This is a genomic window from Photorhabdus sp. RM71S (assembly GCF_042879355.1).
In the GTDB taxonomy this organism is placed as follows: Bacteria; Pseudomonadota; Gammaproteobacteria; order Enterobacterales; family Enterobacteriaceae; genus Photorhabdus; species Photorhabdus kayaii.
The window spans coordinates 84,825-96,964 of sequence record NZ_JBHFKV010000013.1; the positions used below are offsets into that span (position 1 = coordinate 84,825).

A 12,140-nucleotide genomic window follows, 5' to 3' on the forward strand; every position below is an offset into this window, starting at 1 on the left:
TTATGGCGCTTACTAAAGCTGAAATGTCAGAAAATCTGTTTGAGAAACTGGGAATTAGCAAGCGTGATGCTAAAGATCTGGTTGAATTATTCTTTGAAGAAGTGCGTCGTTCTTTGGAGAATGGTGAGCAGGTAAAATTGTCTGGATTTGGCAACTTTGATTTACGGGATAAAAACCAACGTCCGGGACGTAACCCTAAGACTGGTGAGGACATTCCGATTACAGCTCGCCGAGTAGTGACATTCCGTCCTGGTCAGAAGTTAAAAAGCAGGGTTGAGAAAGCCACACCTAAAGAATAATCAAAAAGGCCGCATCAATAGCGGCCTTTTTCTTAAATGATCCTCCCTCATGAGCTTGATTTACCATGCAATCCACTCATTCCATCACTGAATTAGTGACTCGTCAGAAAAGACATGATTATCGTTTTCTGGCAATTCTCACGTGTTTATTTTTACTCGTTTTTTTTCTCTCGCTTTGTGCTGGGGAAAATTGGATCTGGCCTAATAAATGGTTTTCTGAAACAGGTCAATTGTTTGTGTGGCAGTTACGTTTTCCTCGTGTATTAGCTGTCGTTGCTGTAGGTGCGAGCCTGACTGTGGCGGGTGCAGTAATGCAGGCACTGTTTGAAAATCCGTTGGCGGAACCTGGGCTATTGGGGGTCAGTAATGGTGCTGGCGTGGTGGTGGTGTTTTTGGTGTTGATGTTTCATGGCATTGCTCCGTTCTGGTTATTAAGTATTGGCGCTGTGCTCGGTGCTCTGACCGTCACAATGATATTGCTGACCTTTTCAAGAAATCGTTATCTGAATAATGCCCGTTTGTTGTTGGTAGGGGTTGCTTTTGGTGTTGTCTCTGGTGCGTTAATGACCTGGATGGTTTATTTTAGTACTAGCCTGGACTTGCGTCAGCTAATGTATTGGATGATGGGGAGTTTCAGTGGAATAGACTGGCGGCAGCAATGGTTGGTAGTCGCTTTGTTTCCTTTGATTATTTGGTTGAGCAGACAAGGAAAAGTACTTAATTTTCTTTCACTGGGAGAAACACAGGCCCAACAGCTAGGTATCTCACTTTATTATTGGCGTAATTTATTTGTCTTTGCTGTTGGGTTGTTGGTAGGGTTAAGTGTTGCACTTGCTGGAACAATTAGCTTTATTGGTTTGGTTATTCCACATATTTTGCGTTTATGCGGCCTAACAGATTATAAAACTCTACTGCCTGCCTGTGTTCTATCCGGCGGTTATGGATTATTGCTGGCTGATCTGCTATCTCGTCTTAGCTTGAATAATGCAGAAGTACCGATTGGCGTTGTGACTGCAACATTGGGTGCGCCAGTCTTCATTTGGTTATTATTGAGGGTCAGAGACTGGAGTTAAAAAAGTGAATAATGTGCAAGTGACTAATCAGTTGATGGCTCTCAATCAGGTATCAGTACGAAACCGATTAATGCCGCTGACAGCGTTGGTACAACAAGGTGAACAGATACATATCATTGGGCCGAATGGTTCAGGAAAAAGTACACTATTGGCTTGTATGGCCGGTATTTTACCCTATAGTGGTGCAATTGATTTGCAACAAAAGTGCCTTAGTCAATATAGTCACTGCCAATTAGCACGCTACAGAGCATGGCTTAGCCAGCAAATTTCTTCTGTGCCAATAATGCCGGTTTTTCAATATTTGCGACTGCATTTAGCAGCCCATCTTGTTAATTGTGACGGTGTGTTGTCAGAACTCTGTTCCTTTTTTAAGTTGGGAAAGTTTCTAGAGACACCTGTAGGCAATCTATCTGGTGGTGAATGGCAAAGGGTGCGATTAACCGGAGTTTTTTTACAAGTCTGGCCATCAATCAATTCGGAAGGCAAATTATTGCTCTTGGATGAGCCTACGAATAATCTTGATATCACTCAGGTCGCGGCACTTGATCTGTTGATAAAGAAATTCTGTGAACTCGGTGGAACTGTAGTCATGAGTGGTCATGATCTCAATCATAGCTATGATAAAGCTGATCGGATATGGTTGCTTGCTAATGGATCACTGGTTGCGAATGGAAAGTCGGATGAGGTAATGAAAGAAAATACGCTCTCCAGAGTTTTTGCCGCTGATATCAAATGTGTGCCAGAAAAGACAGATAAATATTGGCGGGTTTTTTTGCCTGAATTATAGTCCAGCCTTATGTACGTACCTGCCGTGAATCTATTGTAATTTCCACTTAATTTGCTAAATCATACCTGTGTTTACGATTCGTTCAAATATAGTCATCTAATATATCGTTATATTATGAATGAATTGGACTGTGTTTTATGGATAGTTTTCTTCCATTTTCTCGTCCTGCGATGGGTGATGAAGAAATTCAGGCAGTAGAGAAAGTTCTTCGTTCGGGGTGGATTACAACAGGCCCGCAAAATCATCAATTGGAACAGGACTTTTGCCGCATGTTTGGTTGCAAACATGCGGTTGCTTTGGCCTCGGCGACGGCGGGTATGCATCTGACACTAATGGCACTGGGAATTGGCCCTGGTGATGAAGTGATTACACCGTCTCAAACTTGGGTTTCCACAATAAATATGATCTGTTTGCTTGGTGCTGAACCAATCATGATTGATGTTGATCGTCATACTTTAATGGTTGACGCGCAGACAGTGAAAAAGGCGATTACTTCCAGAACCAAAGCGATTATTCCGGTTCACTATGCCGGTGCGCCTTGTGATTTAGATATATTGCGTGGAATTGCTCAGGAGGCGGGTATTCCATTGATTGAAGACGCTGCTCATGCATTAGGAACCCGTTATAAGAATGAATGGATTGGTGAGCATGGCACCGCGATTTTCTCTTTTCATGCCATAAAAAATGCCACTTGTGCAGAAGGGGGGTTAATTGCTACTGATAACAATGAACTTGTTGAACGAATTCGATGTCTAAAGTTTCATGGATTGGGTATTGATGCTTTTGATCGTCAGACTCAAGGCAGGAGACCACAGGCGGAAGTTGTAGAACCGGGTTACAAATATAATTTATCTGATATTCACGCTGCGATTGCTGTCGTGCAATTAAGTAAATTGGAATCAATGAATATTCGCCGCCGGCAAATTGTCGCTCGTTATTCAGCGGCATTAAAAGATTCGCCTTTGCAGATGTTAAGTGTGCCCGATTATGAGCATATTCATGCACATCATCTATTTATGGTGCGGGTTAATAAGGATGTTTGTGGCATTGATCGCGACACATTAATGGAACGTTTGAAAAATAAGAATATTGGCACAGGTTTGCATTTCAGAGCTGCACATACACAAAAATATTATCGGGATCGGTATCCACAGTTGTCATTACCTGAATCAGAATGGAATTCAGTAACACTCTGTTCATTGCCACTCTTTCCTGATATGAGTGATGATGATGTAGATCGTGTCATTGATGCTTTACAAGAAATTATTTCGGAGCACAGATAAGTGTCATTTGAACAAATTAAAAAAGTTTCTGTTGTTATTCCAATTTATAACGAAGAAGAAAGTTTGCCTCTTTTATTGGAAAGAACCTTAGCAACCTGTAAACAATTGACTCAGGAATATGAGCTTATTCTGGTTGATGATGGTAGTAGTGATAAATCTGCGGAAATTCTGATTCAGGCCGCGGAACAACCTGAAAATCATATTATCGCAATTTTACTTAATCGTAATTATGGTCAGCATTCAGCAATTATGGCGGGGTTTAATCAGGTCAATGGCGATTTAGTTATTACGCTTGATGCTGATTTACAGAATCCGCCAGAAGAGATCCCCCGTCTTGTTAAAACAGCTGAACAAGGTTATGACGTTGTGGGTACTCGCCGAGCTAATCGGCAGGATTCTCTGTTCCGTAAAACAGCTTCAAAAATCATCAATGCGATGATTACTAAGGCAACAGGCCGTTCTATGGGTGATTATGGCTGTATGCTCCGTGCCTATCGTCGCCATATTGTTGAAGCCATGTTGCAGTGCCATGAGCGCAGCACCTTTATTCCTATTCTGGCAAACACTTTTGCCCGTAAAACCATTGAGATTGATGTCGCTCATGCAGAGCGTGAATTTGGTGATTCCAAATATAGTTTCATGAAGCTGATTAATCTGATGTATGACTTGCTAACCTGCCTGACAACAGCACCTTTGCGTTTACTGAGTGTGGTAGGAAGTGTGATTGCAGTTTCTGGTTTTTTGCTGGCTGTATTATTGATGGTTTTACGTCTGATTTTCGGTGCCATATGGGCAGCAGAAGGGGTATTTACTCTGTTTGCTCTCCTTTTCATATTTATTGGCGCGCAGTTCGTCGCGATGGGCTTATTAGGTGAATACATAGGCCGTATCTATAACGATGTTCGTGCACGCCCACGTTATTTTATTCAAAAAGTGGTCGGAGATAAAAAGACCAACGACAACCAGGAAGAGTACTAAATGAAAGCAATTGTATTTGCCTATCATGATATCGGCTGTGTCGGGATCAATGCTTTAACTAAAGCGGGTTTTGATATTCAGGCGGTATTTACCCATACAGATGATCCTAATGAAAACCATTTTTTCTCTTCTGTTGCCCGTTTAAGTGCAGATTTGGCCCTGCCGGTTTTTGCGCCAGAGAATGTTAACCATCCTCTTTGGATTGAACGTATCCGGGAACTGAAACCTGATGTGATTTTCTCTTTTTATTACCGAGATATGTTGAGTGAAGATATTTTATCGCTGGCGAGCACAGGTGCATTCAATCTGCACGGTTCACTGTTGCCAAAATACCGTGGCCGTGCCCCGATTAACTGGGCGATTTTGAATGGTGAAGTGGAAACAGGTGTAACCCTGCATAAAATGGTGTTGAAACCTGATGCAGGGGATATTATTGCTCAGCATAAGGTTGCTATTGCAGAGACAGATACCGCGTTGACTTTGCACGGTAAAATTCGTGAAGCAGCGGAAAAACTGCTTAATCAAGTATTACCGCAGATCAAAGCGGGAATTTATCCTGCCATACCTCAAGATGAAAGTCAGGCAACTTACTTTGGGCGTCGTACTGCCGCGGATGGTGAGATTGACTGGCGCAAATCAGCCACTGAAATTAACAATCTTGTCAGGGCAGTAACTGAGCCATATCCTGGGGCATTTACTTTCTTAGGTGAGCGTAAGATTACTATCTGGCGTGCCTGCCCGTTGAATGAGGCGCATGACAAACAGCCGGGAACAGTATTATCGGTAGATCCGTTAATTATTGCCTGTGGAAAAGGTACGTTAGAAATTATCAATGGGCAAAGTGAATCGGGTTTGTATGTTCAGGGCTATCGCTTGGCAGTAGATATGAGCATGGTGACTGATATCCGTGTTGGCCCAAAGGCAACCACTCAAATTAACCACCGGAAATGTGTATTAATTCTCGGTGTGAATGGCTTCATCGGTAATCATCTAACAGAACGTCTATTACGTGATGGCAACTATGATATTTATGGTATGGATATCGGTTCTTCCGCCATTGAGCGTTTTATTGGTAATCCGCGTTTTCACTTCATTGAAGGTGATATCAATATCCATACTGAATGGATTGAATATCACATTAAAAAGTGTGATGTCGTTTTGCCATTGGTAGCCATTGCGACTCCAATTGAATATACCCGTAATCCGTTGCGTGTATTTGAATTGGATTTTGAAGAGAATCTAAAGATTGTCCGTTATTGCGTTAAATACAATAAACGAATTATATTCCCGTCCACATCAGAAGTTTATGGAATGTGTGATGATAAAGAATTTGATGAAGATGACTCTCGTCTGATTGTTGGTCCAATCAATAAACAACGTTGGATCTATTCTGTATCAAAACAATTGCTGGATCGTGTTATCTGGGCATATGGTGAGAAAGAGGGACTCAAATTCACACTATTTCGTCCATTTAACTGGATGGGGCCACGTTTGGATAATTTGAACTCCGCACGTATTGGCAGTTCCAGAGCGATCACACAATTAATATTGAACTTAGTTGAAGGCTCACCGATCAAACTAGTAGATGGTGGCGAACAGAAACGCTGTTTTACTGATATTAATGATGGTATTGAGGCGCTGTTCCGTATTATTGAAAACCGAGATGGGCTATGTGACGGTCAAATTATCAATATTGGTAATCCAACTAATGAAGCCAGTATTCGCCAATTGGCAGAAATATTACTTGATAGCTTTGAAAACCATGAATTGAGAGATCATTTTCCTCCGTTTGCTGGATTTAAAAAGATTGAAAGTGGCAGTTACTACGGTAAAGGTTATCAGGATGTTGAACACCGTAAGCCAAGTATTAAAAATGCGGAGCGGTTACTAGGTTGGAAACCAACCATTGACATGAAACAGACGATAAATGAAACACTGGATTTCTTCTTGCGTGGTGAAGTGGAAGAATTAGGGAAAAATTAATGAAACAAATTGGCTTGAGAGTTGATGTGGATACTTATCGAGGAACCGTTGAAGGAGTACCGAAACTGCTCAAAATTTTGGCAAAACATCAGATTCAGGCCAGTTTTTTCTTTAGTGTTGGGCCGGATAATATGGGGCGCCATTTGTGGCGTCTTTTACGGCCAAAATTCTTATGGAAAATGTTGAGGTCAAATGCAGCATCTCTGTATGGTCTTGATATTTTACTGGCGGGGACTGCATGGCCGGGTAAGAAGATTGCTAAAGATTTAGGCTACTTGATGAAACAAACGCTGAATGCAGGCCATGAAGTGGGTCTGCATGCCTGGGATCATCAGCGTTGGCAGGCGAAAGTTGGCCGTTGGTCTGAAGCTCAGTTAACAGAGCAGGTTAAATTGGGAGTGGATGCATTGGTTCAGGCAATCGGCCAACGGGTAACGTGTTCTGCTGTTGCGGGTTGGCGGGCTGATGAACGCGTACTCGCGGTAAAGCAACAGTTTGGTTTTGACTACAACAGCGATTGTCGGGGAACTCATCCATTCAGACCCATCTTGCCTGATGGTACTCTTGGTACCGTACAAATTCCGGTGACGTTGCCAACTTATGACGAAGTGATAGGAATTCAGGTTAAAGATGAAGATTTTAACCAGTTTATCTTTGATAAAATGAAAAACAGCCAGGGAGTTCCGGTATATACCATCCATACGGAAGTTGAAGGGATGTCCAAGTCCACAGAATTTGCAACGCTGTTGGAAATGGTTCATCAGGAAAACATACAATTTTGTGCATTGAGTCATCTGCTGCCTGAAAATATACAGCGACTTCCTGTTGGGAGAATTGTTCGTTCTGAATTTCCCGGTAGAGAAGGGTGGTTAGGATGCCAACAAGAGGCTTAACTTATCTATGTTAAATAACCGGGCGTGTAAGGTTGGGGCCTTTTTGATGGCTCTTTTTTTTATCCTTACCTATTTATTACCCCTGAATGGCCGCCTATTATGGCAGCCTGATGAAACCCGTTATGCAGAAATCAGTCGTGAAATGCTGCAACGAGGAGACTGGATTGTTCCGTATTTGCTGGATATTCGTTATTTTGAAAAGCCTGTAGCGGGTTATTGGATTAATAATATTAGCCAATGGATTTTTGGTGATAATAATTTTGCTGTCCGTTTTGGATCGGTTTTCTGTATTTTTATCAGCGCAATTTTATTATATCGACTTGCTATGATGATGTGGCATAACCGGCATATTGCTTTTGCTACTAGCCTTATCTACATCTCAATGTTTCTGGTATTTGCCATTGGCACTTATAGCGTACTCGATCCGATGTTTTCTTTGTGGGTAACGGCTGCCATGATGTGTAGCTTCTGGGGGGTAAAAACAGACTGTACCAGACGGCGAATAATGGCATATTTGGTGCTCGGTTTGTGCTGTGGTATGGGTTTTATGACTAAAGGGTTTCTGGCATTGGCTGTTCCGGTCATTGTGATGTTGCCCATTGTCATTTATCAGAAGCGGGTCCTGCAAATAGTCTGCTTTGGCCCACTTGCCATTATTTCGGCGATAGCAATCAGTTTACCGTGGGTGATTGCAATTGCCCTACGTGAGCCTGATTACTGGCACTATTTCTTCTGGGTTGAACATATTAAGCGTTTTTCTTCCGATGATGCACAGCATATTGCACCGTTCTGGTATTACATACCCATTCTTATTCTTGGTGTGATCCCGTGGTTGGGATTATTACCTGGGGCGGTGATGAAAAGTTGGAAAGAAAGAAAATCCAATCCTGAAATGTTTTTTCTACTTTGCTGGTTTGTCGTGCCATTGTTATTTTTCAGTATTGCGAAGGGAAAATTGCCAACTTATATCCTGCCCTGTATGGCGCCATTGGCAATGATGATGGCTAAATTTGGTGTCGATTGCGTTAAAAATGGCAAGATGGAGTTACTTAAGATCAATGGAATGGTTAACGTATTTCTTGGTCTGCTGGCGGTAATAGTTCTGTTTGCTATGGAAGTAGTGACAAAACACTCTTTATATCAGCCATCAGAATGGCTTAAATGGGTTTTAGCGATTGTTGCTTTTGGTATTTGGGGAATTATCGGTTATCTGTGTTTTGCGTTGAATGGGAAATACTGGTTATGGGCGGCATTTTGCTCCATTGTTGTCAGTTTAGTGATAGGTAATGCTTTGCCTGAAAATACCGTTAATTCCAAATTACCGCAGAACTTTATTAAGTTACACCATCAGGAACTTGCAGACAGTCGCTATATCCTGTCGGAAAGTGTTGGTCTTGCGACCAGTGTCGCTTGGGAGATGAAGCGTAGTGATATTTATATGTTTGAACGTTGGGGAGAGCTGGAATATGGGTTGAATTATCCAGATAGCCAATATCGATATATCAGCTATAAAGATTTTCCGCAATGGTTAGCGAAAGCGCGTAAAGAAGGGCGGGTATCAGTACTCTTTCATTTATATAAAAATGAAAAATTACCTGATTTGCCAAAGGCAGATCAAATTAGTCGCAATTATCGCTTTGCTATTTTGGTTTATGAGAAGCGACCATGATAAGTTTCACTTTATTGTTGCTGATTAGCTTACTGACATGTGCTGGTCAGTTATGTCAGAAACAGGCTGTGATGTGTTGGCGCAGTGATGTTTATCAGCGGGCATCTGCGCTGAAATGGTTAATAGGGGCTGTGATTCTATTGGCTGTTGGCATGTTATTTTGGCTTCGTCTATTGCAGATATTGCCGTTAGGAATTGCTTATCCAATGTTGAGTATAAATTTTATTCTGGTCACTTTGGCGGGGAAATTTTTCTATCAGGAAAAAGCGGGCATAAAACATTGGAGTGGGGTTGTGTTTATCATGTTGGGAATTTTGCTGATGAGTTTGAATGAATGAAAGGTTATATTTGGGGATTGGTTAGTGTATTACTGGTGACAATAGCCCAGTTATTACTGAAATGGGGTGTTGTCAATTTGCCAGCGTTGAATCTTGGTTTGCATTGGTTTGATATTGAGTGGCTATGGAGTCATCACCATTCTCTGGTGGCGGTAATGGCTGGTCTGGCTGGATATCTATTATCTATGTTGTGTTGGTTATTTACGCTAAAATATTTACCATTAAATAAAGCCTATCCGTTAATAAGCTTAAGTTATGTCTTTGTCTATTTAATGGTGGCTTTATTGCCTTGGTTTAATGAAACCATCACATTATTGAAAACTGCGGGCGTGATTTTTATTTTATATGGTGTCTGGCTGATTAGCCGTCCAGAATGAAGAAGGGAAAAACTATTTAACTGTTTTACTTAAAGTACAGACTTGTTTTTTTATTGAGTTCCGGATAGAGTCACCTTGTTTTGCTGATTTTATGAGGAGGGGTTAATGATAATAAGAATAAAAGAGTTACTCTTATTGTTCAGTCTGTTACTTATTGGCTGTTCCAGTCATGCCCCCAGGACTCCGGCTCCGGTGTTAAAGACGGCGCTTTCTGATCCAATCATGGTGATTGCTCAGCTTAAGGAGCAGCTTAATCAATGGCGTGGTACACCATATCATTATGGTGGAATGGATCGTCGGGGGGTAGATTGTTCTGGTTTTGTTTACCGTACTTTCAGTGATCGGTTTGATATTCAATTACCTCGTACTACCGGTGGGCAAATAAAATTAGGGACTCGCATTGATAAAAGCGATTTAATGCCGGGTGATTTGGTCTTTTTCAAAACAGCTAGTGGCGAACATGGGTTACATGTTGGCATTTATGATGCCAATAACCAGTTTATTCATGCATCAACCCATAAAGGTGTTACTCGTTCATCTATGAATAATGTTTACTGGAAAAAAGCTTTTTGGCAAGCTCGGAGAATTTAAGTCCGCTTTTATCCGCGAATTGTAAAAATTATTCTTATTAAGATAGCATTTTTATTTAAATCTCAGCAATTAATATCAGTAATTTTAATTTTATTAATTGAATTTTAACCATCGAAAACAATAATTATTTTATGACAATAAATCATCCATATTATATTTAACTTGGTCAGGTAATACCTGATTTTGATTTAAGATATATTAGTTAAAAAAGTTTAAAAATAAATAACCAGTTCTTTAATACACATGGAACTGGTTATAATGTTTATTTATTTATTTATTTATTTATTTATTTATTTATTTATTTATTTATTTATTTATTTATTTATTTGGCAGATTCGACTAATAAGTGCAATTTTTCAGAAGGGCGGTCAGTTGCTATAGTAGGCATCTTTCTCGCCAAAGGAAAATCTATGGTCTTCCCCGTTTTTGCAACACTAATTTTGATGTATGGTTGGCTTGCTTAAATCTATCCGGCGTCTCTATGAGTATGGATACCCGCGCCACGATGAGTTCCGCGCCTGATGAACCTTAAAATGCACTCGGCTTCAATAAGCCACTTTCCTTTTTAGGTTTATCATCAGGCCGATTGGCCGTTCATGTCATCAATAATCAGTCTTCGCAAAACCAGATGGGTAACGTGTATTTCACTGTTTAATCATCAATTTATTGAGTCAGTCAGTATCTATTAGGCCTGATACTCATTTTGCCGAGTGGTGATTGCCCAGGCTATTCGTGCCAGCTTGTTAGCCAGCGCACAGGCAACCACATTCGAATGCTTCTTGCTGAGTTGTACCTGAACCCACTCTGCAAGTCTGCCATGCTGATGCTCAAGCCGCATCATAAACGCGCGGGCGCACTGAACCAGTAATCGGCGCAAATTTTTGTTGCCGCGTTTGCTGATACCTAGCAGGGTAGGTTTCCCTCCCGTACTGTATTGCCGGGGAACAAGTCCCATCGAGGCAGCAAAATCGCGGCTGCATGAAAATTGTTTGCCATCACCGAGCTGGGATGAGAGTAAGCTGGCCGTAATTGGCCCCACACCCGGAATTGTCATGATGCGTTGAGCGGTGTTATCTACACTGATGGACTGATTTAATTCTGATCCCAGCGCCGTTATTTGCTCGACAAGATAAAGGTAGTGGGCATGTAATTTCATCAGCAAACGGCTCAGATAATCGGGCACGTCGTGTTCTGCCAGAACCAGAGATAACCGTTTAATGACCGCCTCGCCTTTTGGCAAACTGATACCAAACTCCAGCAAAAAGGCGTGCATTTGGTTAGTGGTCTTTACCTTATCTCTGATGAGTGATTCTCTGACACGATGCAGTGCTCTCATCGCCTGTTGCGTCTCCGTTCTCGGCTGGACAAAACGCATTGAGGGGCGTGATGCCGCTTCACATATCGCCTCTGCATCAACGAAATCATTTTTGTTACTTTTGACAAAAGGACGAACAAACTGTGGAGATATCAGCTTCGCATCATGGCCTAAATCAGCGATCCGGCGAGCCATAAAATGTGCACCCGCACAAGCTTCCATCACGACGGTAGTCGATATACACCCAGCTAAAAATTCCATTAATTTTGTGCGGGTAAATTTTTTACGCAGCATAGTCTTGCCGAATTTGTCCTGACAATGGATATGGAAAGAATGCTTGCCGAGATCGATACCAATAAGTGTGACGTTTTGCATGATGGCCTCTCCAGAAAGAAAATACCCTATAAGAGTATCGCTTACAGGGTGGGGAAGACCATCTCATTATGCACTATGGCCTATACACAACTGACCGAAACAGAAAGATACCAGATTTCCAGTTTAAGAGAAGCGGGTTTTTCACAGCTTTTCATTGCTGAGTCACTTAAGCGAAGCCC

The 12,140-nt window shown here is 41.6% G+C and carries 12 protein-coding genes and 1 pseudogene; 12 read left to right on the plus strand and 1 reads right to left on the minus strand.

Annotated elements, in window-relative coordinates; all coding sequences use genetic code 11:
• The first annotated feature begins 2 nt into the window (after nt 1–2).
• From ihfA to ACGF5R_RS09735, 11 genes are all read left to right on the plus strand, one after another.
• Entirely contained in the window at nt 3–299 is a 297-nt protein-coding gene (ihfA, locus tag ACGF5R_RS09685; protein ID WP_011146885.1) for an integration host factor subunit alpha, read from the plus strand.
• A 65-nt stretch (nt 300–364) separates the two neighbouring features.
• Complete coding sequence (gene btuC, locus ACGF5R_RS09690) at nt 365–1,372, plus strand: vitamin B12 ABC transporter permease BtuC (protein WP_112875728.1); 1,008 nt, start codon at nt 365–367, stop codon at nt 1,370–1,372.
• Nucleotides 1,373–1,406: 34 nt separating this feature from the next.
• Nucleotides 1,407–2,159 (plus strand): vitamin B12 ABC transporter ATP-binding protein BtuD, encoded by a 753-nt coding sequence (gene btuD, locus ACGF5R_RS09695; protein WP_387690639.1) that lies wholly within the window; start codon nt 1,407–1,409, stop codon nt 2,157–2,159.
• A gap of 137 nt (nt 2,160–2,296) precedes the next feature.
• Nucleotides 2,297–3,442, plus strand: coding sequence for a UDP-4-amino-4-deoxy-L-arabinose aminotransferase (gene arnB / locus ACGF5R_RS09700; RefSeq protein WP_262979972.1), 1,146 nt, complete (start codon nt 2,297–2,299; stop codon nt 3,440–3,442).
• Nucleotides 3,443–4,420: an undecaprenyl-phosphate 4-deoxy-4-formamido-L-arabinose transferase gene (gene arnC, locus ACGF5R_RS09705; protein ID WP_112875730.1), complete on the plus strand. Its 978-nt coding sequence runs from the start codon at nt 3,443–3,445 to the stop codon at nt 4,418–4,420.
• Nucleotides 4,421–6,403 (plus strand): bifunctional UDP-4-amino-4-deoxy-L-arabinose formyltransferase/UDP-glucuronic acid oxidase ArnA, encoded by a 1,983-nt coding sequence (arnA, locus tag ACGF5R_RS09710; protein ID WP_387690631.1) that lies wholly within the window; start codon nt 4,421–4,423, stop codon nt 6,401–6,403. It abuts the gene before it with no gap.
• A complete protein-coding gene (arnD, locus tag ACGF5R_RS09715) occupies nt 6,403–7,296 on the plus strand; it encodes a 4-deoxy-4-formamido-L-arabinose-phosphoundecaprenol deformylase (RefSeq protein WP_112875732.1) in 894 nt (297 codons plus the stop codon). Before arnA ends, arnD begins: the two co-directional genes overlap by 1 nt.
• 7 nt (nt 7,297–7,303) lie before the next feature.
• The gene (gene arnT / locus ACGF5R_RS09720; protein ID WP_112875733.1) at nt 7,304–8,965 is read left to right on the plus strand and encodes a lipid IV(A) 4-amino-4-deoxy-L-arabinosyltransferase; all 1,662 of its coding nucleotides are present in this window, start codon (nt 7,304–7,306) and stop codon (nt 8,963–8,965) included.
• Nucleotides 8,962–9,303, plus strand: coding sequence for a 4-amino-4-deoxy-L-arabinose-phosphoundecaprenol flippase subunit ArnE (gene arnE, locus ACGF5R_RS09725; protein WP_112875734.1), 342 nt, complete (start codon nt 8,962–8,964; stop codon nt 9,301–9,303). Before arnT ends, arnE begins: the two co-directional genes overlap by 4 nt.
• Entirely contained in the window at nt 9,300–9,680 is a 381-nt protein-coding gene (gene arnF / locus ACGF5R_RS09730) for a 4-amino-4-deoxy-L-arabinose-phosphoundecaprenol flippase subunit ArnF (protein WP_112875735.1), read from the plus strand. The genes arnE and arnF overlap by 4 nt, the downstream gene beginning before the upstream one ends.
• Nucleotides 9,681–9,785: 105 nt before the next feature.
• Nucleotides 9,786–10,271 (plus strand): C40 family peptidase, encoded by a 486-nt coding sequence (locus ACGF5R_RS09735; protein ID WP_112875736.1) that lies wholly within the window; start codon nt 9,786–9,788, stop codon nt 10,269–10,271.
• 685 nt (nt 10,272–10,956) lie between these two features.
• On the opposite strand, the gene ACGF5R_RS09740 is transcribed toward ACGF5R_RS09735, so the two are convergent.
• Complete coding sequence (locus ACGF5R_RS09740) at nt 10,957–11,961, minus strand: IS110 family transposase (protein WP_387690633.1); 1,005 nt, start codon at nt 11,959–11,961, stop codon at nt 10,957–10,959.
• Nucleotides 11,962–12,036: 75 nt separating this feature from the next.
• Between ACGF5R_RS09740 and ACGF5R_RS09745 the strand changes: the two are divergent.
• Nucleotides 12,037–12,140, plus strand: a pseudogene (locus ACGF5R_RS09745) (IS30 family transposase); the annotation flags it as partial.